The organism is Actinoallomurus bryophytorum (genome assembly GCF_006716425.1).
Taxonomy (GTDB): Bacteria; Actinomycetota; Actinomycetes; order Streptosporangiales; family Streptosporangiaceae; genus Actinoallomurus; species Actinoallomurus bryophytorum.
The window spans coordinates 3,533,660-3,556,456 of sequence record NZ_VFOZ01000001.1; the positions used below are offsets into that span (position 1 = coordinate 3,533,660).

Annotated in this window: 25 protein-coding genes; 11 read left to right on the forward strand and 14 right to left on the reverse strand. The window is 70.0% G+C overall.

The window, feature by feature from the left end:
- The first annotated feature begins 83 nt into the window (after positions 1 to 83).
- Genes FB559_RS16590 through FB559_RS16600 form a run of 3 tightly spaced genes read left to right on the forward strand, consistent with a single transcriptional unit; the run spans position 84 to position 2,572 of the window.
- Complete coding sequence (locus FB559_RS16590) at positions 84 to 929, forward strand: TIGR03619 family F420-dependent LLM class oxidoreductase (RefSeq protein ID WP_141956455.1); 846 nt, start codon at positions 84 to 86, stop codon at positions 927 to 929.
- 23 nt (positions 930 to 952) lie between these two features.
- Positions 953 to 1,918: a zinc-binding dehydrogenase gene (locus FB559_RS16595; RefSeq protein WP_141956456.1), complete on the forward strand. Its 966-nt coding sequence runs from the start codon at positions 953 to 955 to the stop codon at positions 1,916 to 1,918.
- 9 nt (positions 1,919 to 1,927) lie between these two features.
- The gene (locus tag FB559_RS16600) at positions 1,928 to 2,572 is read left to right on the forward strand and encodes a LysE family translocator (RefSeq protein WP_141956457.1); all 645 of its coding nucleotides are present in this window, start codon (positions 1,928 to 1,930) and stop codon (positions 2,570 to 2,572) included.
- Here FB559_RS16600 and FB559_RS16605 read toward each other — a convergent pair.
- The 8 genes from FB559_RS16605 to FB559_RS16640 form a co-directional block, all read right to left on the reverse strand.
- Positions 2,544 to 3,521 (reverse strand): zinc-binding dehydrogenase, encoded by a 978-nt coding sequence (locus FB559_RS16605; protein ID WP_141956458.1) that lies wholly within the window; start codon positions 3,519 to 3,521, stop codon positions 2,544 to 2,546. The genes FB559_RS16600 and FB559_RS16605 overlap by 29 nt on opposite strands.
- 49 nt (positions 3,522 to 3,570) lie before the next feature.
- The gene (locus tag FB559_RS16610; protein WP_141956459.1) at positions 3,571 to 4,440 is read right to left on the reverse strand and encodes a MerR family transcriptional regulator; all 870 of its coding nucleotides are present in this window, start codon (positions 4,438 to 4,440) and stop codon (positions 3,571 to 3,573) included.
- Between the two features lie 500 nt (positions 4,441 to 4,940).
- Positions 4,941 to 5,285: an STAS domain-containing protein gene (locus FB559_RS16615; RefSeq protein WP_185792256.1), complete on the reverse strand. Its 345-nt coding sequence runs from the start codon at positions 5,283 to 5,285 to the stop codon at positions 4,941 to 4,943.
- A gap of 38 nt (positions 5,286 to 5,323) precedes the next feature.
- Entirely contained in the window at positions 5,324 to 5,803 is a 480-nt protein-coding gene (locus FB559_RS16620) for an ATP-binding protein (protein WP_185792257.1), read from the reverse strand.
- A gap of 532 nt (positions 5,804 to 6,335) precedes the next feature.
- Entirely contained in the window at positions 6,336 to 7,358 is a 1,023-nt protein-coding gene (locus FB559_RS16625) for an FHA domain-containing protein (protein WP_141956462.1), read from the reverse strand.
- Positions 7,346 to 7,996, reverse strand: coding sequence for a 4Fe-4S single cluster domain-containing protein (locus FB559_RS16630; protein WP_141956463.1), 651 nt, complete (start codon positions 7,994 to 7,996; stop codon positions 7,346 to 7,348). The genes FB559_RS16625 and FB559_RS16630 overlap by 13 nt, the downstream gene beginning before the upstream one ends.
- A 19-nt stretch (positions 7,997 to 8,015) precedes the next feature.
- A complete protein-coding gene (locus FB559_RS16635) occupies positions 8,016 to 9,827 on the reverse strand; it encodes an AAA family ATPase (protein WP_141956464.1) in 1,812 nt (603 codons plus the stop codon).
- Positions 9,828 to 9,926: 99 nt separating this feature from the next.
- Positions 9,927 to 10,511: a hypothetical protein gene (locus FB559_RS16640; RefSeq protein WP_141956465.1), complete on the reverse strand. Its 585-nt coding sequence runs from the start codon at positions 10,509 to 10,511 to the stop codon at positions 9,927 to 9,929.
- Positions 10,512 to 10,673: 162 nt separating this feature from the next.
- Between FB559_RS16640 and FB559_RS16645 the strand changes: the two genes are divergently transcribed.
- The 6 genes from FB559_RS16645 to FB559_RS16670 all read left to right on the forward strand — a co-directional run bounded on the left by FB559_RS16645 (position 10,674) and on the right by FB559_RS16670 (position 14,680).
- On the forward strand, positions 10,674 to 11,384 hold the full coding sequence (locus FB559_RS16645; RefSeq protein WP_141956466.1) for a hypothetical protein: 711 nt from the start codon (positions 10,674 to 10,676) through the stop codon (positions 11,382 to 11,384).
- Positions 11,385 to 11,433: 49 nt separating this feature from the next.
- Entirely contained in the window at positions 11,434 to 11,634 is a 201-nt protein-coding gene (locus tag FB559_RS16650) for a hypothetical protein (RefSeq protein WP_141956467.1), read from the forward strand.
- Positions 11,635 to 11,904: 270 nt separating this feature from the next.
- Positions 11,905 to 12,120, forward strand: coding sequence for an SPFH domain-containing protein (locus FB559_RS16655; protein WP_141956468.1), 216 nt, complete (start codon positions 11,905 to 11,907; stop codon positions 12,118 to 12,120).
- Positions 12,121 to 12,201: 81 nt separating this feature from the next.
- On the forward strand, positions 12,202 to 13,536 hold the full coding sequence (locus tag FB559_RS16660) for an SPFH domain-containing protein (RefSeq protein ID WP_141956469.1): 1,335 nt from the start codon (positions 12,202 to 12,204) through the stop codon (positions 13,534 to 13,536).
- A 121-nt stretch (positions 13,537 to 13,657) separates the two neighbouring features.
- Positions 13,658 to 14,332: an NUDIX hydrolase gene (locus FB559_RS16665; RefSeq protein ID WP_141956470.1), complete on the forward strand. Its 675-nt coding sequence runs from the start codon at positions 13,658 to 13,660 to the stop codon at positions 14,330 to 14,332.
- A 36-nt stretch (positions 14,333 to 14,368) separates the two neighbouring features.
- Entirely contained in the window at positions 14,369 to 14,680 is a 312-nt protein-coding gene (locus FB559_RS16670) for a DUF6401 family natural product biosynthesis protein (RefSeq protein ID WP_141956471.1), read from the forward strand.
- Between the two features lie 19 nt (positions 14,681 to 14,699).
- On the opposite strand, the gene FB559_RS16675 is transcribed toward FB559_RS16670, so the two are convergent.
- A complete protein-coding gene (locus tag FB559_RS16675; RefSeq protein WP_246121659.1) occupies positions 14,700 to 15,503 on the reverse strand; it encodes a mechanosensitive ion channel family protein in 804 nt (267 codons plus the stop codon).
- Between the two features lie 160 nt (positions 15,504 to 15,663).
- On the opposite strand from FB559_RS16675, the gene hisC reads away from it, so the two are divergent.
- On the forward strand, positions 15,664 to 16,743 hold the full coding sequence (gene hisC / locus FB559_RS16680) for a histidinol-phosphate transaminase (protein ID WP_246121661.1): 1,080 nt from the start codon (positions 15,664 to 15,666) through the stop codon (positions 16,741 to 16,743).
- Here hisC and FB559_RS16685 read toward each other — a convergent pair.
- Both FB559_RS16685 and FB559_RS16690 read right to left on the reverse strand, forming a co-directional pair.
- On the reverse strand, positions 16,637 to 17,650 hold the full coding sequence (locus tag FB559_RS16685; RefSeq protein ID WP_141956473.1) for an EamA family transporter: 1,014 nt from the start codon (positions 17,648 to 17,650) through the stop codon (positions 16,637 to 16,639). The genes hisC and FB559_RS16685 overlap by 107 nt on opposite strands.
- A gap of 66 nt (positions 17,651 to 17,716) precedes the next feature.
- A complete protein-coding gene (locus FB559_RS16690; RefSeq protein ID WP_246121662.1) occupies positions 17,717 to 18,082 on the reverse strand; it encodes a winged helix-turn-helix transcriptional regulator in 366 nt (121 codons plus the stop codon).
- Between the two features lie 25 nt (positions 18,083 to 18,107).
- Between FB559_RS16690 and FB559_RS16695 the strand changes: the two genes are divergently transcribed.
- Positions 18,108 to 18,926, forward strand: coding sequence for an MBL fold metallo-hydrolase (locus FB559_RS16695; RefSeq protein WP_141956475.1), 819 nt, complete (start codon positions 18,108 to 18,110; stop codon positions 18,924 to 18,926).
- On the opposite strand, the gene FB559_RS16700 is transcribed toward FB559_RS16695, so the two are convergent.
- The 3 genes from FB559_RS16700 to FB559_RS16710 form a co-directional block, all read right to left on the reverse strand.
- The gene (locus tag FB559_RS16700) at positions 18,911 to 19,504 is read right to left on the reverse strand and encodes a DotU family type IV/VI secretion system protein (protein WP_141956476.1); all 594 of its coding nucleotides are present in this window, start codon (positions 19,502 to 19,504) and stop codon (positions 18,911 to 18,913) included. The two genes, FB559_RS16695 and FB559_RS16700, sit on opposite strands and share 16 nt — an antisense overlap.
- Positions 19,497 to 21,089, reverse strand: coding sequence for a serine/threonine-protein kinase (locus FB559_RS16705; RefSeq protein ID WP_141956477.1), 1,593 nt, complete (start codon positions 21,087 to 21,089; stop codon positions 19,497 to 19,499). The genes FB559_RS16700 and FB559_RS16705 overlap by 8 nt, the downstream gene beginning before the upstream one ends.
- 126 nt (positions 21,090 to 21,215) lie before the next feature.
- Complete coding sequence (locus tag FB559_RS16710; protein WP_185792596.1) at positions 21,216 to 22,478, reverse strand: transcriptional regulator; 1,263 nt, start codon at positions 22,476 to 22,478, stop codon at positions 21,216 to 21,218.
- Between the last annotated feature and the right edge of the window lie 319 nt (positions 22,479 to 22,797).

A 22,797-nucleotide genomic window follows, 5' to 3' on the forward strand; every position in this document is an offset into this window, starting at 1 on the left:
ACAGCAGGTCTTGGACGGAAACCTCCTGCGAGCCGCACGATGGGTTCTCGGCATCGACTTGATCATCGCTGGAGGAGTGACCCGTGAAACTGGGTGTGCAGGGGCTGAACGCCAAGGCGACGCTGAGTCCGGCAGTGACACGCCGCCTGGCGCGACGGGCCGAAGAACTGGGCTATTCGTCCTGGTGGGCGGGCGAGCATGTGGTGCTGCCCAGCCCCCGGACGCCCGACTCGCCGATGGACCCCAAGGATCCGATCCTGGACCCGCTGGTGCACCTGAGCTACGTCGCCGCCGTCACCGAGAAGATCGAGCTGGGCACGGGAATCGTCATCCTGCCCCAGCGCAATCCCATGGTTCTCGCCAAACAGGTCGCAAGCCTGGACCTTCTCAGCGGAGGCCGACTGCTGCTCGGCATCGGCGCCGGTTACCTGGAGCCGGAGATGACCGCGGTCGGGGTGCCGATGTCCGAACGGGGCGGGCGGACCGACGAATATCTCGACGCGATGACCGCGTTGTGGACGAGCGAGGCCCCGGCCTTCCGCGGCCGGTACGTGGCATTCGAAAAGATCGACGCGCATCCGCGGCCGGTACGGCCCGGCGGTCCGAGGATCGTGGTCGGCGGCCACAGCCCGGCGGCGTTCCGCCGAGCCGTGACCCGCGGTCACGGCTGGTTCGGCAACGGTACGCACGACGACCTGGTCGCCTGCCTCGCCGGGCTGGGCCGCGCCGCCGCCGAGGTCGACCGCCCGGCCCGGCTCGGCCGCCTGGAGATCACCTTCATGCAGGTGAACCCGGTGACCGTGGACGCCGACGCCGCTCGCCGTTACGCGGATCTCGGGGTCGACCGGCTGGTGGTCTATCCACTGCCGATCGAGGATCCCGACGACGTCATCAGGTTCCTCGAGCAGCACGCCGACCTGCCCCGCTGATCGACCATTCGAGAGGATCGACCATGCGTGCTCTGGTGCACGATGCCGATACACCTGGGGGGCTGCGTCTCGCCGAGGTCGCCGAACCCGTGCCGCGCGAGTCGCAGGTCCTCGTCGAGGTCCACGCGACCTCGCTCAACCTCGGTGAGCTCGCCTATCTGGCGGAGCGGCGCTGGCCGGGCGAGATCCCGGGCTGGGATGCGGCCGGCGTCGTCGTACGGGCGGCCGCCGACGGCTCCGGGCCCGCGCCGGGCACCCGGGTCACGACCTTCGGGTGGCAAGGGGGCTGGGCCGAATACCGGGCGGCGGAGACCGCGGACCTCGCCGTCGTGCCCGACGCCGTGGACCTCCGAGCCGCCAGCACGCTTCCCGTCGCGGCGGTCACCGCACTGCAGGCCCTGCGCCGGCTCGGCCCGGTACTCGGGCGCCGGGTACTCATCACCGGAGCGTCCGGGGGCGTAGGCCGTTTCGCGGTACGGCTCGCGGCCCATGCGGGCGCGGAGGTCGTCGCGGCAGTGGGCGATCCCTCCCGCGGCGAGAACCTGAGCCGACTCGGCGCCGCACAGATCGTCACCGCTCTGGAAGACATCGGGGATCCCGTCTTCGGCGTCCTCGACAACGTGGGGGGCGCCATGCTCGCGGGTGCTTTCGGCCTCCTCGAGCCCGGTGGCACCGCCCTCAGCATCGGGCAGGCCTCCGGCCAAGCGACCACCATCGATTTTGAGAACGAACGGCTCAGAGGCGGCGGACGGCGGCTGGAACCCTTCGTCGTGAGCACACCCTTCGGCGCCGACCTCACCTACCTCGTCGGCCTCCTGGCCAAGGGATCGCTCGACCCGCAGATCGGGTGGCACGGGCCGAGGCATCGGGCGGCCGAAGCCGCCGAAGCACTGCTCTCCCGGAGAGTGCTCGGCAAGGCCGTCCTGGACGTCCCGCACACCGGCTCCGACAGGTCACCGCTGCCGCCGACGCCCACGATTTCGGGTTAGCGTGGCGGGATGGCGTCATACGGGTCGTTTCTGGTCTTCGCGGTCGTCCTGGTGCTGGTGCCAGGTCCGGACTTCGCGGTCGTCACCAAGAACACGCTCGCTTCGGGGCGGTGGCGTGGGGCCTGGAGCGCCGGTGGTGTGGCCGGTTCCAACGCCGTACAGGGGGCCGCCGCCGCGACCGGGCTCGGAACGGTGATCGTGCGGGTCGAGCCGCTGTTCGAGGCGATCAAGTGGGCCGGCGTCGCCTACCTCGCGTTCCTCGGAGTCCAGGCCGTCAGGTCCGCGATCAAGGGTGAGTACGCCTCCCTCGGCGGCGGCGGCGGCGATGACGACGCGACGGCGGATCGGCGCGCGGCCGGGGCGGCGCTCGGGGGCTGGCGCCAGGGGTTCCTGTCCAACATCACCAATCCCAAGGTGCTCGTCTTCTACCTCGCGGTCCTGCCGCAGTTCCTCGGTGGCGGGGCGAGCACGCCGGTGCTGCTCGTCTTCGCGCTCAGCCACGCCCTGCTCTCGCTGCTCTACCTCCTGACGCTAGCCACGTTCCTGCACCGCGCACGCCGGGTGCTGACACGCCGTCGCGTACGGCGTGGGCTGGACGCGGCCACAGGAACCGCGCTGCTGGGCTTCAGCGCGAGGCTGGCCGCCGAGCACTGACCTCCAGCAGCGTCTTGCCGACCGTCGCACGGGACTGGATCGCGGCATGCGCGTCCGCCGCGCGTTCGAGGGGAAAGCACTGGCCGATGACCGGCCGCAGCCGGCCGGCCGCCGCCTCACTCAGCGCGTCAGCGGTGAGGGCCCGCGACTCCTCCGGCGTCGTACGTGGCCGCACCAGCGTCACGCCGCGCTCGGCGGCGAGCTCCGCCGGGACATCCGCCCACGTTCCGCTCGCCAGGCCATGGCTCACCATCCGCCCGCCCCGGTCGAGCAGCTCGAACGCCGACCGGGCGATCGTCCCGCCGACACCGTCGAACACGACGTCCACACCCCCGACGGCCGCGCGTACCGCGGACGCCCACTCCGGTTCGCGGTAGTCCACCGCGACCTCGGCGCCGAGGTCGCGTGCCAGCCCGGCCTTGCGCGCGCCGCCGGCCGCCGCGACGACCACGGCGCCCGCGGTACGGGCGAGCTGGACCAGCAACGTGCCCACCCCACCCGCCGCCGCCTCCACGAGCACCCGGTCACCGGGGCCCACGCCCGCGGCACGTACGAGCGACAGCGCCGTACGACCGTCGGCCAGGAGCGCCACCGCGGCGTCGAGCTCCACACCGTCCGGCACCTCGACGAGGACATCCGCGGCGACGACCGCGCGTTCGGCGTAGCCGCCCGAACCGCCCATGCTGCCGACCACCCGCCGACCGGCCAGCTCCGGAGAGACGCCCGCGCCGACCGAGGTGACCACGCCGCCCACGCCGTTCCCCGGAATCATCGGCAACTCCGCCGCGTACGGCCCGAAGCCGCTCGCGCGGAACTGCGTCTCCACGAACGTGATGTTCGCGTACGCCACCCCGACCAGCACCTGCCCCGGCCCGGCCACCGGCTCCGGGGCGTCGCCCGCGACGAGCGCCTCCGGGCCGCCGAACTCCTTCAACCACACCGCACGCATGGGACCCCTTTCGATGGCCTCAAGCGTGCAACCTCGAGCAGGGTCGAGGTCAAGCGGACAGGCGCTCGGCCTCGGTGATCGGGTCGCCGTCCAGGAGGCGCGCGGTCGCCGCGCGTGCCACCGTCTCCGTCGCACCCCGTCCCCCGATCGCGAGCGGCGCGACGCCGGCGAGCCGCAGCAAGTCCGGCTCGAGTCCGTCGAGGACCGCGGGATCGGTGGCGGAGACCACGATGAGCCGGGGAGGCGCGGCCGTGGCGGTGTCGATCAGGTCCGACATCGGCGTGGACGCTCCCAGGTAGCTCACGCGCCAGCCGTTGCGGTGCAGTACGAGGCCGAACATCATCAGCGGGATGTCGTGCTGCTCTCCCGGCGCACAGGCGAGCAGGGCCCGTGGGCCGTGGCCGCGACCCCAGCCCCGGGTGAGGGCCGCCAGCCGGGCACGCAGGACATTGCTGGCGAAATGCTCCTGCGCGACGGTGACCTCACCGCGGCGCCAGCGCTCCCCCATCTCACGGAGGAAGGGCAGCAGGACGTCGCGCAGCACGGTCTCCGGCGTGAAGTCGGTCAGCAGCCGGTCGAGGAGCGTCTCCGCCGAGGCTTCGTCGAAGCCTTCGAGCGCTCGGGCGAGTGCCTTCACGGCGGCGGGCAGGCCGGGCGGAACCGGGGACGGCTCCACGGCCGCCGGTGCCTCGCTCAGGGCGGCCTGAGCCGCCTCGGCGGTGGACAGCCCGCGCCTGAGATGTGCCTGCATGACGCGAATGCGATGCTCGTCGACCTCGGAGTACAGGCGATAGCCACCCTCCGATCGCGCGGGGTCCAGTACGCCGTACCGGCGCTCCCATGCCCGCAGGACATGCGCACTGACCCCGAGCCGCCGGCTGAGCTCACCGATCCGCAGCAGCGCGCGCACGGGTTCCATACGTCCAATGTACAGACCCTAGACCAACATTTGACAAACCTTCGTAAACGCGCATAGCTTCGAAACGAGGCCGAACAGGGGGATTGCCGCAGCCGACCTCGCGATGAGAGTCCGGCCACCGGGGCCATATACCGGGACCGCGACGGTCGGTTCACCTGTACAGGCCTCTGGGGGGTAACCGGGGGTGGAAGACGGGCGGCATCAAAACCGCCCGTCTTCTTCGCCGGGTTCTCCCCGGAGACCGCGCCCTGACCGCGTTCCTGAAGCGCCCCGGACGTGGCCAGGGCGCCCGCCCGGCACTGATGACCGATGACCGACCCCCCGGAGCCTGGACGGGTCGCGATCGGCCGCCGTATGGCTAGAGGACGGGTACGCCGGCCGGCGGCCGGTCCGCGCGAGCCACGGCCGCACGGCGCCCGCACGGGTGTCGTCGGATGAGGACAGGCCATGACTCGGGCGAAGGGGGACAGGAGAGCCGCGCCGGCCCCGGGCGATCCGGCTCAGGTGGCGGCGAGGGCCGCCTCCACGTCGTCGTACAGCGGAAGCCGCTGGGCCAGCCCCGTGATCCACAGGACCCGGGCGGTGGTGTACTCCACGCCGGCCAGCACGAGCATGCCGTCCTCCGCGGCCGAGAGGCGCTTCCAGTACGCCACGACCGTGCTCAGGGCACTGGTGTCGATGAAACTCAGGCCCGAGAAGTCAAGGATGATCTTGCGACCATGCTCCCGGATCACCCGATCAAGATGGGCGGTGAACTGGGTACGGCTGACAATGTCCAGCTCCCCCTTGATCGCGACGACCGTCCGGTCGCCATGGCGAGTGGAGCTGAGTTCGAGCGCTGCCACGGTGACCTCCACGGACTCAGAGGACGCCACCGTACAGGTCAGACGTACCGCGATGGGAGAGGCATCTCAAGACGAACTATCGTACCCCGTTCACCTGCGATGATATGCACCGCCGAGCAGATCTGACGGGTCACCCACAGGCCCATGCCACCCTCGGCGTCGGACGGCGGTGGCGTCTCTCCGGCGGCGGACGGGACCCATCGTCCCTCGTCGCGTATCTCGGCGATCACCCGTCCTTCCGAGGCCCACATGTGGAGCTCGGCCTTCGGCGAGCCATGGCGTACCCCGTTCGTGGCGATCTCGTTGACGGCGATCACCAAGTCGCCCACCGAGTCCTCGTCGAGCCCGCACCTTCGGGCGTGCGCCGCGACGAACCGTCGCACGCCCGGCAGATGGTCCACGGTGAAATCCATCTCGTCTACCTGGTCCCCCGACTCTTCCGGCATCCGCTGGCGGAACCGCACGGTTGGGTACGAGACCGCCGCCCCAACATTTACCACCTTGTCCACCTTGCCCATCTGTCGCGCAGTTGGCCTGGCGCCCTGCTTTTCGTCGTCTGTCGCACGCCTACGAGTGGTGTCGTACCCATTTGCCGGGCTTTGTTGCATCTTTGTCGAGACGGAGACGGACCGAGCACGTTGTCGTACGTCGGGGCCGGTACGTTTCCTCCCGCGCGGAAGCGGATCCACAGTACGGCGCGAGGATCGCGCGCCGCCGGTGGGGTCACGGTCTGGGCATGACTGAGGCCCCACGGTCCGGGATCACGTAACGCGCGCCGGAGACGGGGTTCGGGCGTCGGGGGAGATCGCGCATCGGGGTGGATTTCGCCGGCCCGTACGGCCTGCGTGAGACCGCCGCGGCGACGTGACCTGATGGCGCGCTGGAAGAGCCGCATGCCTCGCTGGAGCGGCCAGGGTGCTCAACACGGCACCGATGGCATCACAGGCTCAGCGCCCGCGTTGGACGGCAGGCCCGCCGAGATGACGTCGGCCGCAGGTCCGGCCGACGGCTGAACCCTGGCGACCCGAGAAGAGTCGCCAGGGAACGACGTCAGCGACCGACGCGTACCTGACCGCGCGCGTCGGCCGCGAGGCGGATGGAGTCGCCGTCGCGCAGTGAGGCCTGCTCGCCCGGCTGCAACCGCCGGTCGTTGACGAACGTGCCGTTGGTCGACCGCTCGTCACGCACCCACGGCTGCCCGCTGTTGTCGATGCCGAGCGTCGCGTGCCGGCGGGAGACGTTGTCGAAACGGGAGAACGTGCTGGCCACCGGCGAGTGCACCGGGTCGCGGCCGAGCACCAGCTCCTGTCCCGGTGTGACCTGAAGGTCGCCCGAGGAGAACGTCACGACGACGTTGACCTGCTGCGGACCGCCACCCCCGCCGACCGGGTCGTGGATCGGGCGCAGGCACTGGACACAGACCGGGTTGCCGACATCGGGGATCTCGGCACCGCAGTGCGGGCAGAACGGCGTGAACGCGGCCGTCGACTCGCCACCGGTCATGGTGGGCTCGCGCGGCGGCGGCGGCACGTGCGGAGCGCCAGGAGAGCCGTAGCCGCCTCCGTAGCCCTGCTGCTGCGGCGGCGCGTAGCCCTGCTGTTGCTGCGGCGGATAGCCGCCCTGCTGCTGCGGCGGGTATCCCGGCTGCCGGTCCTGCGGCGGCGGGGGGTAGCCCTGGTCCTGCGGCGGCGGGTAGCCTCCCGGCCGCTGCTGGTCCTGGGGTGGGTACCCCTGGTCCTGCTGCGGGGGGTATCCCTGCTGCTGGGGAGGGTATCCCTGCTGGCGGTCCTGCGGCGGCGGGTAACCCTGCTGCTGGTAGTCCTGCGGGGGGTAGTCCTGCTGGGGCGGGTACTGCTGGTAGCCCTGCTGGTCCTGCCCCTGGTAACCGCCCTGCTGCTGCTGCGGGGGATAGCCTTGCTGGTCCTGCGGCGGGTAACCCTGCTGCTGGTCCTGCTGCGGTGGGTACTGCTGCTGCGGTGGCTCCCGCCGTGCGAGGTTCGCTCCGCAGTTGATACAGATCAGGTCTCCCTGTCGTACCGGAGCGGCACAGACCGGGCATGTCAGGGGCGCCATGACACCTCCCCGCCGTGGACTCCGGAGAGCGAAAGTCGCTCTGTCAGCCGCTCCATGTCGCCCCTCCGTGGAATCCCGATGTAGTAAATACGGTTGGCTTCAACCGATATCTGCATGTGCGGCCGCGTTTCGCCGCCCTCAGCGTCACCATAGCGTTTCTCGCCCAGCTCACTAACAGGGATGATGCGCTGATTGGCCGAGCCACGCCAGAGGTGCCCGGAGTCTGTGGAGTTCAGGCGGTCGATGTACGGCCCAGTGACCACCGCGTCGCAGAGCGCGAGAAGTTCGCGCGACGGCGCGGATGCCTTCAGGCGTGACAGTGCGTATCCGGTGTATATCAGAATGTCCACATCCGGCGGCGCCCAGGCGCGGACGCCCACGAGGAGCTCGCGCAGCGCCTCCGGTTGCTGGAACGGCTCTCCCCCGGAGATCGTCACGCCGTCGACCCGGTCGAGCGACCTCAGCCAGCCGAGGACGGCCGGGACGGGGATCGCGGTGGCCGGGTCGGCCTCCCAGGTGTCGCGGGACACGCAGCCGGGGCAGTGGATGGTGCAGCCCTGAGTCCAGATCCCGGCCCGCCTGCCGGGGCCGAGCGTCGTCACCGGGTAGTGCGCCTTGGCCAGCAGCAGCTCGGTCATGGGCCCTCGATCAGAGCGCTCATCGCAGGTCCACGACGGCGATGTTGCCATCACGACGGATGCCGGTCACGGTCACCTCGGTGGCCGGCCCACGGTCGAACAGGGCGCGCGCGAGCGGGTTGATGAAGGAGGACTCCAGCGCCATCCCGATGCCCCGGCCGCCCTTGTCCAGCTCGCTCGTGCACCAGTCGCGGAGCGTGGCGGTGACCTCGTCGGACAGCAGGAGCTTCATGTGGTGCTCGTCGCTCACCCGGCGGCAGATGTTGGTCAGCTGCAGCTCGAAGATGCGGCCCGCCGCCTCCGGCCCGATGAAGTCGAAGATCACGATGTTGTCGCCGAAGCGGTTGAGCAGCTCCGGGCGGTTGAGCTCGGTGGTGAAGTGCTCGGTGACCGCACCGCGGATCTCGGTCTCCAGGTCGGTGTACGGCATGCCTGGCCTCACATGCCGCGTGCCGAGGTTGGAGGTGAAGACCAGGATCGACTCGGAGAAGAACGCGGTGTTGCCGCGGCCGTCGGTGAGACGCCCGTCCTCCAGGATCTGCAGGAACTTGTCCAGGATGCGCGGGTGGGCCTTCTCGATCTCGTCGAAGAGGATGACGCGGAACGGGTCCTGGCGCACCGCGTTGGTGAGCTCGCCGCCGGCCTCGAAGCCGACGTATCCGGGCGGGGAGCCGATCAGCCGGTCACCCGCGTGCTCGGCGGAGAACTCGCTCATGTCGAAGCGCAGGTAGGCGTCCTCGCTGCCGAACACCAGCGAGGTGATCGCCTTGGCCAGCTCGGTCTTGCCGACCCCGGTCGGCCCGGCGAAGAACAACACGCCGCGGGGGCGGCTGGAGGCGCGCGCGGCCTGCGCGCCGGACAGGCCGAGCACGGCGCGCTTGAGGATGTCGAGGGTCTTGGTGACGGCCTGTGGCTGGCCGACGACACGCGCCGGCACGCGCTGCTCACCGTCGACGATCCGCTTGCGCAGGTGCTCGCGCTTCCACGGGTTGTCGAGCACACCGAGCTTGTAGGTGCGCACGGCGTCAGGGAGCTCCTCGAGGGTGACGTCGCGCTCCTTGGCGAGCCGGGTCACCTCGATCATCGCCTGGAGGGTGAGCCCCTCGGCCTCCTGGGCGAAGTCGTCGGTCACGTCCACCGACGGATCGGTGGACTCGAAGGCGCGGGCCAGCAACCGTGCGGTCTGCTGCCGGTCGCCGAGATGCGGGCGCGGCACCGGGATCTCGCGGATGCCGTCGTTGTCGGTGGTCAGCCACGGGGGCAGGTCGCCGGGGCGCTCGGCCAGCCAGATGATCGGGTTGTAGAGCGGCTTGGGCCGGTCGCCGTCGGCGCGTACGGGCGTCGCCGTACGGGACAGTTTTTCGCAGAAGACGAAAAAGTCCTTTTCCGCCGGCTCCAGCTCGGTGGCGCTGCGGGCGATGCGCGAGGCGTAGTCGACCACGAAGGCGGCGCGCACCGGATGGCCCGGACGGGCGAGCGCGCTCAGGTAGGTGCGCAGGCCCTCGAGCGAGGGGACCTTGCGTTCGTCCACCCGGCTGCCGAACAGGCTCGCCGCGGCGTCGGCGGCGTCACGGTCGTCGGCGGGGTGCACGCGCAGCCCGTCGACCTGGTCGTAGACGATCATGAAGGAGTAGCCGCTGCGGCGCAGGGTCTCCCACAGCAGGTCGCGCAGCGGAAAGAGCCGGCCCTCCTGGGGCACCAGGAAGCTGTCGTGCAGGTTGCCCCACAGGACGTACTGCGGGTGGACCGAGAGGGTCGCGTCGAGCTCGCGGACGAACGCGGGAAAGCCCGCCAATCGCCTGTCCTCCGGGCTCTCCGGCTGGGTCGTCACGTGACGAAGCGTATCTCCAACGGGCGCGGCGTTCCGAAGGACGACGACCGCGTGACCACCGAGCCGATGTGGTCACGCGGTCGTGGCCGGAAACGGTCGTCAACCGCCGATCATGTTGGCGGGGACGTCCTTGTCCTTGAATCCGGCGCCGGCGCTACCGGCCGTTCCGCGGGTCTGCTCGAGCGCGCCCGAGGCCGAGCCGATGGAGGTCGGGTCGACCTCGCCGCGCTTGAGCTTGCCGACCAGGCCGGACATCAGCACGCTGAGGTGCTGCATAGGCGCGGACAACGACCTGCACAGCGTCGGGTCGGCCTTGACGTTGGCCTTGGCCCGGCGGAGCTGGTCGAGCACGAACAGCCCGGCCGCGGCGGCCTTGACGATCGAGCGCTTCTGACCCTTCGCGCCGCTCTTGAACGTGCCCTTGCGGTACGGGTTGTAGATGTAGCGCTTGAACGCGCCCGCCGCGAGGCCCGCATTGGTGATGAAACGGGTCTTTGCGAACTTCCTGGTCGCGGCGGTCGGGCATGCCGTGGGCGTTGCCGAGTCCGTAGGTGTGGCCGCTGGAGCCGTCGGGGCCCCGACGGTCGGTGCCGCGCCCGTCACGGCCGCGTCCCTGGATTTGCTGCTGCACCCCGAGAGCGCGAGCAGGATGATCGGAATGATGACGAACGTTTTTCGGAGCATTCAGCTTCCCCCGAATAGCCACTGATGCGGACAATTCCTGTGCGTTTTTCTTGCGTCAAACGCATCGCTCTCTATTTTTACCGTGAGAGTGGCATCGAAGGTTAATCGCTGGGGAGTATTTACGGAGCGTGCTGGGCCAATAGTGCGCTATCGTCATTCGACATGACATCGCGGAACCCTTCGGCCGCCCTGGCCTTCCTGCTCCTGGCCTCGATCGCGGGCTGCGCCGGAGGTGGCGGCGGCCGTGCGGTGACGAGCCCGGCCGCGTCGTACGCGGCCCCCGTTCCCGGCTCGTACAACGCCGATCAGCTCACCCAGGCACTCCTGACCGACATTCCCGGATATGTTCGATCGGGTGCGCCACAATGGGGCGAATACGGTTCGCTCGCCGCCGTGCAGAACCTCAACCAGATGCAGCAGGCGGTCAAACTCGACAAACCGCAATGCGCGACTTCCAATCGTGCGCTTTCCCAGGAAAAGGCCGTGCAGACCGCGCCGTCGGCGCTGGTCGCCTTCACCAGGGGCACACAGCAGAGCGTCACCGAGACGCTGATGGCCGTCGGCCCCGACGTCGCCGCGCGGCAGGTCAGAGTGCGCACCCCTGCGGGCTGCCGCACCTTCCGGGTCAAGGTCGGCCGCGTCTGGGTGGCCGACACGGTCGTCGAGCCGCCGGGCGCGCGCATCGGCGAGGGCTCGCGTACGGCGGGAGTGTTCACCTCGTCCGCTGCCACCGCGGTACGTACATGGTTCGTCGTGTTGCGCTCACGCGGTTACCTCGCGACGATCACTCTGTACGGTCCGGGTGCCACCCAGGCCGAGGCTGAGCGGTTCGCGCGTAAGGCCTACCAGCAGGCGGAGCGGATTCTCCCGTAGAGCCACGTCTCCGGCGGCGGTAACGTGCGCGAGGGCGAAGGAGGACGCGGTGGTCGGCAGGCAGGGCCGGGTTACCGGCAGGATCGGGCCGGGCCTTGTCGGTGAGGTGATGATCCCGATTCGCGGCGGGGTCGAGGCGTTCTATGGCTATTCCGCGATCCAGGGCGAGGAAATTCCGGTCGGATCCCTCGTTGTCGTGATGGATTACCATCCTCCGCGCACCGTTTACGTCTCCTCCGCGTCTATTTGACGTCCACGTCATTGGGCTCCGAGGGGGAGCGATGCCGATGGTCGTCGCGACGATCGGAGCGATCATCGTTCTTGCCATCGCCGTCAAGGCGGCCTGGCGGGCCGCCGGGCCGCCGGGCCGGACGAGGCACTCGTCATCTCCGGCCTCGGAGTCGCCGCCGATGGTCCCGGATTCCGGGTCGCGACGGGTAGGGGCACTGTGGTCCTGCCCGGGATCCGGACCGCCGGATCTCTCTGGAGACCTGGGTCGCCCGATCTGGAGGTCACCTGCGTGGCCTCACAGCGCACCCCGGTGCGCGTACGCGCTGCGGTGGATTACAGGGTCGGCGATCTGGTCCGCGACCGCGACCGGGTGGCCGGCCAGGTTCGCACTTCCTCCACCTGCGAGATGGGCGGGCTCGGCCTCGTGACCCTCTCGCTGCGCCTACGGGAGATCGATGACCTCGGCGAGATGGGGATATCCGGGTCCGACCCCTTGTTGTCATGATGAATTACCATCCAGCGCGAACCGTTTACGCCTCCTCTGCGTCTATTTGACGTCAACGTCATTAGGCCCCGAGGGGGAGCGATGCCGATAGTCGCCGTGGTCGTCGGCGCGGTAGTTGCGGTCATTGTCCTGATCGTCATCTTCAAAGCGATCTGGCGGGTCGCCGAGCCGAACGAAGCACTCATCATTTCCGGACTGGGGGCCAAGGCCCACAACCGGGACACCGCGGAAAGCCTGGGATTCAAGATAACGACGGGCAAGGGCGCCATGATCCTGCCCGGCTTCCAGACCTGCCGGCGTCTCTCCCTCGACACCCGCGTCTCCGGCCTGGAGGTCACCTGCGTGACCTCCCAGGGCATCAAGGTGCACGTGCGCGGAGTGGTGATCTACAAGATCGGCGACGACTTCTCCTCGATCGCCAACGCCGCGCGGCGCTTCCTGGACCAGCAGAAGATGATGGACGACAAGACCCATCAGCTGTTCGCCGGCCACCTGCGCTCCATCGTCGGCAACCTGACCGTCGAGGACCTGCTCCGCGACCGCGACCGGCTGACCAACCAGGTGCGCACCTCCTCCGCCGACGAGATGGGCAAGCTCGGCCTGGTGGTCGACTCGCTGCAGATCCAGGACATCGAGGACAACGTCGGCTACATCGACAACCTCGGGAAGCCGAACTCCGCCGCCGTCGCCTCCGCCGCGCGCATCGCCGAGGCCCAGCGCAACCAGGAGGCCACCGAGGCCGAGCAGGTGGCCGAGCAGGCCAACGCCGGGCAGATCCGCGACACCGAGATCAAGAAGCGCGAATACCAGGGCCAGGTCGACCAGGCCGCCGCCCAGGCGCGCCAGCAGGTCATCATGAAGGAGACCAAGAACGCCGAGCTGGAGGCCGAGCGCCGCGAGAAGGCCCTGGAGGCCGAGGTCCGCAAGCCGGCCGACGCGAAGGCCTACCAGCAGGTCACTCTGGCGCAGGCCGAGCGCGAGGAGCGCGTCGCCTACGCCCAGGCGGCCGCCACGGAGACCCAGCTCAAGGCGGAGCGCGAGTCCGACGCCATCCGGATGATCGGTGAGGCACAGGCGGACGCGATCCGGCAGAAGGGTCTGGCCGAGGCCGAGGCGATCAAGGCCAGGGCCGACGCGCTCGCGGAGAACCAGGAGGCGGTCATCGCCCAGCAGCTCGCCGAGCGCTGGCCGGAGATCGTCGAGGCCGGGGCGAGCGTCTTCGGCAACGTCGACAACATGGTCGTGCTCAACGGCGCGGAGGGCGTCGAGGACATGCTCGCCAAGGCGCTCACCCTCGGTGGCACGGGCCTGGGCGTCGCCCGGCAGCTTCTCGCCTCGATGCACGGGCAGAACGGCGGCACCCCGGCGGGCAACGGAAAGCTCGTTCCGATCGATACAGACAACACGGAGAAGTAGCCTCAAACGACTCATACAGGGCCCGGATTATGCGCTCCGGGCCCTTCCCCGTGCCCGGCCGCACCGCTCGCCTGGCGAGACCGCGCGCTGACGCACGGCGACGGACGCTAACGTGCGGGGCATGACCGATGCGCGCGTGGCCGTCACCGTCGATCTCGTCGTCCTGACGGTTCGCGAGCAGCGGCTGAGCGCCCTCGTGTGGTGGCGCGACCGGTCCCCGTACGCCGAGAGCTGGTCGCTGCCCGGCGGTTTCATCCAGCTGGACGAGGACCTGCCGGTCGCGGCCCAGCGCCTGATGGCCGAGCGGGCCGGCCTGACCGATGTGCGGATCCACCTCGAACAGCTGGCGACCTACGGCTATCCCGACCGCGACCCGCGTCAGCGCGTGGTGAGCGTCGCCTACCTCGGTCTCGCTCCCGACCTGCCAGCGTCGACCCGTGCCCAGGTCATGTGGCGGCCGGTCGACGGCCTCACCGTCAAGGGCCGGATCGCCTTCGACCACCGGCGCATCCTCCTCGACGGGATCGAGCGCGCCCGCGCCAAGCTGGAGTACTCCCCGCTGGCCGCGGCGTTCTGCCCGCCGGAGTTCACCGTGGCCGAGCTGCGCCGCGTGTACGAGATCGTGTGGGGCACCCCGCTCGACCCCAGGAACTTCCACCGCAAGGTGACCGGAGCGAGGGGATTTCTCGTGCCGACCGGCACCACCACGACGCGCGACGGCGGGCGTCCGGCCCGGCTCTACCGCCGCGGAGACGCCGAGTCGCTCCACCCGCCGATGATGCGGCCGACCTGGTGACGAAGCATTTAGTAGCCCTTGGTAACCTTCGGGGCCATGTCAGAGGCTTCATCGGAGATTGTCCACCAGCTCATCGCCGAGATCGGTGACGCGGGCATCGCGCGCATGCGCCGCGATCCCGGGCTCGCCGCCGCCGTGGACCAGCATTCGGCGGCGGTACGTGACGTGATCACTGCCTCCGGTGAGGTCCCCGTCTCCGAGATCCTCCTCGACTACGTGCACGGCTTCACCGACGCCGCCATCGAGCGCGGCTGGTGGCCGGCCGACGACTTCGAGCACGAACTCCTCGACTGGGAGACCGTACGCGTCATCGCCGTCTACGCGCTCATGCGCAGGGCCCCGCGCTGACGCCGGCGCTCGCCGCCGGTCAGTGCGGTGTGTCGCGTGGCGTGGTGGGCGACTCGCGCGGGGTCTCGCGCGGCTGACCCTCGGTCGGTACGCCGCCGCCGCGCATCGCGTCCTCCCGGCCCCGCTGGTACGCCGAGCTGCGCACCGTCTGGACATCGCGTTCGCCGGCCGACAGCATGCGCTCCCAGCGCTGCTGCATGGGTTTGATCAGGCCGCCTCCGACGCCGATGGCGAGAATGGCGCCGATCGTGGCGAGCGCGGTGATGAGCACCGGCTCGGTGACCGTCGTCGCGATGCCGATCTGGTTGAGCGCCGCGATGACGCCCAGCACGATGATGAAGGCCGCCGCCGCACCGGCCACGAACCGGCCGTACGCGACCGAGCTGAGCGCCGCCGCGACCAGATCCTTGACCGCGTACGCGATGGCGGACGCGATGACCACGATGATGATCGCGACTGCCAGCCTGGGCAGCCAGGCCACGATCGACCGCAGCAGGTCACTGATCGGATTTGGCCCGAACACGTTGAACGCCATCTGCAAGGTGACCAGCAGGACGGCGTAGAAGAACAGCCTCGCGATCAGCCGGGCGGCGTCGTAGTCACTGCGAGCCAGCGCGTCGCCCACCACCCCGCGCTGGGCCACTCTGTTGAAGTGTGTGCGCTCAAGGATCATCGCCACCGCACGCTCGATGATCTTGGCCACGATCCAGCCGATGACGAGGATGATCACAAAGACGATTAGCTTGGGGACGATCCTCACGACGTTGTCCAACATGCGTTGGAGACTCTGGCCGATGTCGATCGCGGCCAACGAGTAACCCATGGCTGTTTCTCCCCCCGAAAGAACGGCCACCCTTAATAGGGATTTATGCCCACTTGCAGGCAAAACATGCTGGTTGGGCGGTTCGGTGACCCGTGCAGGGCTTGCCGGGTCCGGCGGAGTACTTAAAGTGATCTCGTACGCCTCAACAGGGAGGACAACGGTGTCCGAGCAGCAGAGTCCACGCTTCCGTTCCGTACTCGATGAGTACGTCGCCTACCGGCCCGGCAAGGTCGTGCGCTCACCCGAGGGCAGGTCGTACAAGCTGTCCTCGAACGAGTCCCCTTACGGTCCGCTCCCCTCGGTGCGCGATGTGATCGCCGACGCGGCGGGCATGGTCAACCGCTATCCGGACAACGGGTGCACCGCGCTGAGCCAGGCCATCGCCGGGCACTACGGAGTGCCCGTGGAGCATGTCGCGGTCGGCTGCGGATCCGTCGGCGTCACCCAGATGCTGCTCGAGTCGATCGGCGAGCCCGGCGTCGAGGTGGTCTACGCCTGGCGCTCCTTCGAGGCGTACCCGACCCTGGCCGACCTGTCCGGCGTGACCTCGGTACGCGTGCCGCTGACCGACGAGACCCACGACCTGAAGGCGATGGGGGATGCGATCAGCGCTCGCACCGGCCTGGTCTTCGTCTGCAACCCGAACAATCCCACCGGCACGGTCGTCGGCCGCCGCGAGCTGGAGGAGTTCTTCGACCGGGTGCCGGAGAACTGCCTGATCGTGCTGGACGAGGCGTACCACGAGTACGTACGCGACCCGGACGTCCCCAACGGGCTCGAGCTGTACGCCGACCGGCCCAACCTGGCGATCCTGCGGACGTTCTCCAAGGCGTACGGCCTCGCCGGACTGCGCGTCGGTTTCATGGTCGCGCAGACCCCGATCGCCGCGCAGGTGCGCAAGACCTACCTGCCGTTCTCCGTCAACTCCGTCGCGCAGGCCGCCGCGATCGCCTCGCTGGAGGCCGAGGACGAGCTGCTGGACCGGGTCGCGTCGACGGTCAAGGAGCGTGAGCGGGTCCACGACGCGCTGGCGGCCCAGGGCTGGAAGGTCGCGCCCACCGAGGCCAACTTCGTGTGGGTGCGCCTCGACGAGGACACGATGGCCTTCTCCGCCGCCTGTGACGCGGCGGGCGTCAGCGTACGCCCGTTCGCCGGGGAGGGGGCTCGGGTGTCGATCGGCTCCCCCGAGGAGAACGACGCCTTCCTCGCGGTGGCGGAGGCGTACCGGTCGGCGCGGTGACCGCCGTACGCGGGCGCCTCTCGGTCGAGACGACCAGGCCGACGCCGAGGATGATGACCAGGCCGCCGAGCAGGATCATCCAGGTGGCGTGCTCGCCCGCGAACGCCACACCGAGCAGGACGGCCACCGCCGGGTTGACGTAGGCGTACGTGCCGACCAGCGAGATCGGGGCGTTGCCGAGCAGCCAGACGTAGGAGGTGAAGGCGACCAGCGAGCCGAAGACGATCAGGTAGGCGAGCGCGATCCAGGACGTGCGCGAGACCTCGCTCAGCCGGAGGTCCTCGCCGCGCCCGAACCCGAGCGCGAGCAGCGCGATGCCTCCGGCTGCCATCTCGTACACGCTGGCGGTGAAGGGGTTCGCCGGCATCGGCATCCGCGCGGACAGGAACGACCCGATCGACCAGGACAGCGCCGCGGCCAGGATGATCCCGACGCCGAGCGGGCTGCCCGAGCCCCCACCGCGGGTGAGCGTCAGCAGCGCCAGCCCGCCGAAGCCCACCAGCACGCCCGCGACCGTGCTCACCGGGGGCCGGTCGCCCGTACCCCACCGGAACACCACCAGCCACAGCGGCACGCTCGCGACGAGCAGCGCGGCCAGGCCGGAGGACATGTGCTGCTCGGCGACGCCGACCATGCCGTTGCCGCCGGTCAGCAGCAGGACCCCGACGAGCGCCGTGGTGCCGAGCCGCCGCCACGGGACGCGAAGGACCCCGGGACCGCTCTTGATCACGAGCACCACGGCGAGCAGGACCGCGGCGATGACGAACCGGATGCCGGCGCTGGTCATCGGCGGCATCGTCTGGACGACGAAGTGGATGCCGAGGTACGTCGAGCCCCAGACGACGTACACGATCGGAAGGGCGATCCAGACGAACGGGGGGCGCGTGTCAGCAGTCTGTGAGGTCATGGCTGATTACACGCTAGCCGATCGGAATCCGGCGCGCAGCCGCATATCGGCCGGTTCGCGCGGCCTTCAGCCGCCTTCGGCCCCCCAGAGCCACATCGCCCGTAGCACGGGGCCCAGCGCCCGTCCCCGATCGGTCAGCATGTAATTCACGCGCGGTGGCCAGGCGGGAGTGCGGTGCCGGGTGATCACCCCCGCGTCGGTCAGCTGGGTCAGCCGCTCGGACAGCACCTTGTCCGACAGGCTGGGCAGGGCCGCCGCGAGTTCGGAGAAGCCGAGGTCCTCGTTTCGCAGGAACTCCATGAGGACCAGCGGCATCCAGCGCCCGCGTAGCGCGGCGAGCGTCACCTCGACCGGGCAGTCCGGGCCGGGCCTGACGTCCGGGCCGGCACAGACCTCCAGCAGCGAGCCATGACCAACCGTTTGGTGAGCCACGAAAGCGCCTCCTAACGTCGAAGCCATGCGAGTTCATCATCTCAACTGCGGATCGATGCGGACGCTCCCTCCGGTGGACGACTCCACGTCCCCCGAGCGGATCGTCTGCCACTGCCTGCTGATCGAAACCGACGCGGACGGGCTCGTCCTCGTCGAGACGGGGATCGGGCTCGGCGATGTGGAGCACCCGCGTGAGTCGCTCGGCGCCGATTTCCTGGCCTTCGCCGAACCCGTGCTCGACGCCGGCGAGACCGCCGTACGGCAGGTGGCCAGGCTCGGGTTCTCACCCGCGGACGTGCGGCACATCGCGGTTACCCACCTGCACCGTGACCACGCCGGCGGTCTTCCGGACTTCCCGCACGCCAGGGTCCACCTGCACGAGGCGGAGTACCGGGCCGCCACCGACCCGGGCGACGAGTACCACGCGTACGGCGTCGAGCACTTCTCCGAACCCCAGCGCGCGCACGGCCCGCGCTGGGCACCGGCCCGGCCGGACGGCTCCTGGTTCGGCCTTCCCGCCGCAAGGCTGGAGGGGTTGCCCGACGACATCCTGCTGATCCCGCTGACCGGGCACACTCCGGGGCACAGCGGGGTCGCCGTACGGACCGCGGACCGCTGGCTGCTGCACGCGGGGGACGCGTACTTCTACCAAGGAGAGATCGAGGCCGACCCTCCCGTCTCCCATCCCCTGCTCGACCTCGTCCAGGAGAACGCGCAGGCCGACCGGGACCTAAGGCTGGAGACCCTGCACCGGCTCCGCGCGCTGCGGCGCGAGCACGGCGGCGAGGTCGAGATCTTCAGCGCGCACGACCCGTGGGAGTTCCGGCGTCAGCCGCACTTGTAGTCGAAGGATCCCGAGGCCGTGCCGTCGGCGGTCTTCGGGCTGATGACCTCCAGGGTCGCGACGGCGTGCAGCGAGCCCGGACCCTTCACCGTCCAGCGCAGCGGCACCCGGATGGACTCCTTGCCGTGCGGCATGGTGTCGGTGAAGACGCCGGAGTTCTGGCCGTCACTGCGCCGCCAGCGGTATGAGACGTCGCCCCGCCCGCCGTTCGTGTGGATCACGCCGACGACGACCGCGGTCGCGTCGCAGTGCTGCACCCCGGCCGGTGCCTCCACGGTGACGCCCGTGACCTTCGCGGAGGGGCCGCTCTGGTGGAGGAGCCACCACACGACCAGGCCGGAGAGTACGGCCAGGCCCAGCGTCAGCAGGCCACCGAACACCCGGCGTGCGAGGGGTCGCTTGCGCGCCTGCCCCTCCCGCCAGACCCCGGCCAGGCGCGGCGGTACGCCGGGCCCGAACCGCATCGTCACATCGTCGGTGGACGACCTTCCCGACGGCACCGTGCTGGCCTGCTGCGTATCGACGGTCCCCTGAGTCCCGAGGTCCTGCGTGTCGACGTCCCGCTCCGTCTCATCCATTGGCCTTCTCCGGGGACTGGCACGGCTCGCTGTTCTTCGTGACCGCTGAAGTCCCCCCCGAGGGTGACACGGTCACGTCGACAGTGGCGGTGTCGGGACACTCTCGGCCGAAGTCGTGAGGGAACGTGAGCTTGTGTGGGCCGGCGCCACTTACGGTCTGTGAATCCGAGTCGGCAGCGGCGCGAGTAACGGTGCCACCCGTGCCATCGGTGCCACCCGTGCCACCCGTACCGGTGAACGTCGCGGTAACGGTCACCTTTCCGTTGCCGTGGATAGTGAAGCTGACTTCGGCGGTCGCGCTGCGCCCGGTGAGATTGAACTGCGAGACGCTCAGGCCGCTGACCGTGGTCGGTGTGATCTTGGGCGGGACCTGGCTGAGGATGGGGAGCGGCGGCTTGGTCTTCAGAGTGGTCGGGTCGGCCGCCGGGGCCGTGGTCGGGGGATCCGTGGCCGGTGGCGTCGTGGGCGGTGTCGGGTCGCCGGGAGACGCGCTCGGCGTGGGGGAGTCCAGCGGTGGCGTGCTCGGCCCGGCCTCCGCGGCCGGGCTGGACGTGGCGCTCGAATGCGCGCCGATGCCGTGGTGCACTCCGGCCAGCACGGCACCGCCGCCGCCGCCCGCGACCACGGCCGCCACCAGCGCGCCGGTGACCATCGCGAGGCGTCGCCGGCCGAGCCGGGTGAGGGCCAGCGCGGTGCTGGCGACCGGCTCCGATCCGCTCATCGGGAACAGCGCGGCGAGCAGGGCGGCCAGGGCCGCGAGGCGTACCCTCCCGCGCTCCTCCCAGCCGGGCCCGTACGCGGCGAGCGCGACCTCCTCGAGCTCCACCAGGAAGGCGTCGGCCGAGCGCGGCCGGTCGGCCGGGTTCTTGGCGAGGCCGAAGGAGACCAGGCCGCGCAGTGGCTCCGGGACGCGTTCGGCCGGAATCGGCTGCGTTCGGTGAGCGGCGGCCAGCTCCCACAGGCCCTTCACCGGGTACGGGCGCTCGCCGGTGAGGCATTCGTAGAAGACGGCGGTGGCCGCGTACACGTCCGTCGCGGTGTTCACCGTGCCGACCGTCCACTGCTCCGGCGCCATGTACGCGGGCGTGCCCGAGGCGGTGACCTCGTCGCCGGCGCGTACCGCGATGCCGAAGTCGGCGAGCTTGCTCCGGCCGTCGTCGCTGATGAGCACGTTGCCGGGCTTGTAGTCGCGGTGCACCACGCGTGCGGCGTGCGCGGCGGCCAGGCCGAGGAGGGAGCCCTTGAGCACCAGCAGCGCCGCCTCGGGTCCGGTCGCGCCCTCGGACTTGATGATGTCCTTGAGGGTGACTCCGTCGACCAGCTCCATGACCAGCGCGGCGGCGTCCGGCCCTTCGACGTACTCGTAGAAGCGGACGATGTTGGGGTCGTCCAGCTCGGACATGAGCCGTGCCTCGGTACGGAACCGGCTCAGGAAGACCTCGTCCGAACGCAGCTGCTCCGACAGGTACTTGACGGCCACCGGGGCGTTCGTCGCCTCGTGGACCGCGAGTATCACCCTGCCGGAGGCGCCTTCGCCGAGTGGACGCACATGCCGATATCCGGGAACCGTCCAGTCACCATTCATGGCGATCCTTGCTTAGCGGGGACGCAGTCGTATTGACCGGCGCTACGTATGCGACGCCTGAGTGGCGTGCGCGGTTGTGGGCGCCCGCGGCTGTGGCCGAATGCGGCCACAGCCGCGGGCAGGTGCTCAGCCCGGGTTCTTGGGGCCGAGCTTCTCCACGATCAGCCGGTAGAGCTGCCGTGGCCGGCCCGGCTGTGGTGTCCGGTTGGGCGGCAGCGGCCAGGCGAGGCCCTCTTCGACGAGGGTCCGCAGCAGCCGCCGGGCGGTGCGGGGGGTCACACCGAGCATCTTCCCGGCGTTCTCCGCGTCCACGATGAGCGGTTGCTCCTGGTCGCCGAGCCGGTCGGCAAGGCGCGAAAGGATCTCCAGGCCCTTCGGCTTGGTCGTCGCCTGCGCGCGCGGTGGCGTACGCGGCGCGGGCACGAGTGCCCGTCCGTCCCGGTCGAGCGCGAAGCCCTGTGCCCGCTGCGACGTCTGCGAGCGTGCCAGCGCCGCGCGTGCGTGGGTCTCCGCCTCCTGGGCCGTACGGCCCATGCCGATGCCGACCTCGATGGCCAGGCCCAGCTCCTCGCGCACCCGTTCGATGAACGGCGGGGTGCGAAAGCCCTCGGTCGCCGCCGCGATCGATCCGCGGGTGGCGGTGACGAGGTAGCTGTGGTCATCGAGCGGCCACACGGCCGCGCTCATCCGGTGCGCCTCCTGAAGAAGGAGACGCTGGAGCGACAGCTTGAGCTCCTCACGCCAGTAGCGCGGCGTGACCCGGCGCGGCGTCTCCCGCAGCGTCGGGACGTCCACCAGCACGACGACGAGTTGGGACTCCTCGAGACGGTGGTGCGCGCCGAGCAGCGCCGAGGTCTGCAACGCCGACCGGATCGCGGCGCCGGTGGGACGGATCCGGAGCGTGGGCACTCCGGCCAGTTCGAGTCGCTCGGCGGTCGCGTGCACGCAAGTGAGCGCGACACTTGTGGCGCCTCGTCGCCACAGGCGCTCATGAAAGGCCGCCAGCGTGCCGGGTCCTGCGGATTCCTCCCGCAAGTGCACGTGGTCGGTGTTCAGGTCGATCTCGCTGAACGCCTCCTCGACCTCCGCACGGGTCAGCACGTCGATGCTGACGCGTTCGGGTTCGTGGCGCTCGTCCAGCGACGCGCGCAGCAGCGCGCCCTGCAGCGCGGCGCCGTTCAGTGGTACGAACGTCGCGGGCATCGTGAGCACGCCCGCCTTACGTGCGAACTCGTACGGCACCGGGCTCGCGAAGAGGCAGACGTCCACCCCTGACCCGAGCCGTACGACCTTGTCCGCCGCCTCTTGTTCGTCCCGGTACGCAGCGGCGACGAGCCGACTGGGTACCGATGTGGGGCCGTGGCCCATGAGCATGACCCGTTCGACCAGGTCATGCGGCCCCACGACGCCGATTGTCAGGTCCGGTGTCACCGAACCACCTCGCGGCCCGCTCATTCAGGCCACCTCGTGCTCGCGAGCGGGCCTGGTGGGCCCCCGGCCGTTCCGGCCTGCCCCATGCCCCCGCTCGCGTCCGTCCTAAGACAGCCTCCACCCAACGCATGACTCATACCTCTGACGCCCCTGTCTGGTCGACAGCCCCAGCCTCCGTGAACATTCCTCCATTGGGCAGATCGGCCGGAGACCACGAGATGTGACGCCTCTGAGCAAAATCGGTTAAGAGCACGCTGAAAAACTACTAGTAGGGCGG

What these genes read in the sequence shown, in the direction of transcription:
- FB559_RS16595 (WP_141956456.1), top strand. Translation starts at nt 953, where the DNA reads ATGCGTGCTCTGGTGCACGATGCCGATACACCTGGGGGGCTGCGTCTC.
- FB559_RS16600 (WP_141956457.1), top strand. Translation starts at nt 1,928, where the DNA reads ATGGCGTCATACGGGTCGTTTCTGGTCTTCGCGGTCGTCCTGGTGCTG.
- FB559_RS16605 (WP_141956458.1), bottom strand. Translation starts at nt 3,521, where the DNA reads ATGCGTGCGGTGTGGTTGAAGGAGTTCGGCGGCCCGGAGGCGCTCGTC.
- FB559_RS16610 (WP_141956459.1), bottom strand. Translation starts at nt 4,440, where the DNA reads ATGGAACCCGTGCGCGCGCTGCTGCGGATCGGTGAGCTCAGCCGGCGG.
- FB559_RS16620 (WP_185792257.1), bottom strand. Translation starts at nt 5,803, where the DNA reads ATGGGCAAGGTGGACAAGGTGGTAAATGTTGGGGCGGCGGTCTCGTAC.
- FB559_RS16625 (WP_141956462.1), bottom strand. Translation starts at nt 7,358, where the DNA reads ATGGCGCCCCTGACATGCCCGGTCTGTGCCGCTCCGGTACGACAGGGA.
- FB559_RS16630 (WP_141956463.1), bottom strand. Translation starts at nt 7,996, where the DNA reads ATGACCGAGCTGCTGCTGGCCAAGGCGCACTACCCGGTGACGACGCTC.
- FB559_RS16640 (WP_141956465.1), bottom strand. Translation starts at nt 10,511, where the DNA reads ATGCTCCGAAAAACGTTCGTCATCATTCCGATCATCCTGCTCGCGCTC.
- FB559_RS16645 (WP_141956466.1), top strand. Translation starts at nt 10,674, where the DNA reads ATGACATCGCGGAACCCTTCGGCCGCCCTGGCCTTCCTGCTCCTGGCC.
- FB559_RS16660 (WP_141956469.1), top strand. Translation starts at nt 12,202, where the DNA reads ATGCCGATAGTCGCCGTGGTCGTCGGCGCGGTAGTTGCGGTCATTGTC.
- FB559_RS16665 (WP_141956470.1), top strand. Translation starts at nt 13,658, where the DNA reads ATGACCGATGCGCGCGTGGCCGTCACCGTCGATCTCGTCGTCCTGACG.
- FB559_RS16670 (WP_141956471.1), top strand. Translation starts at nt 14,369, where the DNA reads ATGTCAGAGGCTTCATCGGAGATTGTCCACCAGCTCATCGCCGAGATC.
- FB559_RS16675 (WP_246121659.1), bottom strand. Translation starts at nt 15,503, where the DNA reads ATGGGTTACTCGTTGGCCGCGATCGACATCGGCCAGAGTCTCCAACGC.
- FB559_RS16685 (WP_141956473.1), bottom strand. Translation starts at nt 17,650, where the DNA reads ATGACCTCACAGACTGCTGACACGCGCCCCCCGTTCGTCTGGATCGCC.
- FB559_RS16695 (WP_141956475.1), top strand. Translation starts at nt 18,108, where the DNA reads ATGCGAGTTCATCATCTCAACTGCGGATCGATGCGGACGCTCCCTCCG.
- FB559_RS16700 (WP_141956476.1), bottom strand. Translation starts at nt 19,504, where the DNA reads ATGGATGAGACGGAGCGGGACGTCGACACGCAGGACCTCGGGACTCAG.
- FB559_RS16705 (WP_141956477.1), bottom strand. Translation starts at nt 21,089, where the DNA reads ATGAATGGTGACTGGACGGTTCCCGGATATCGGCATGTGCGTCCACTC.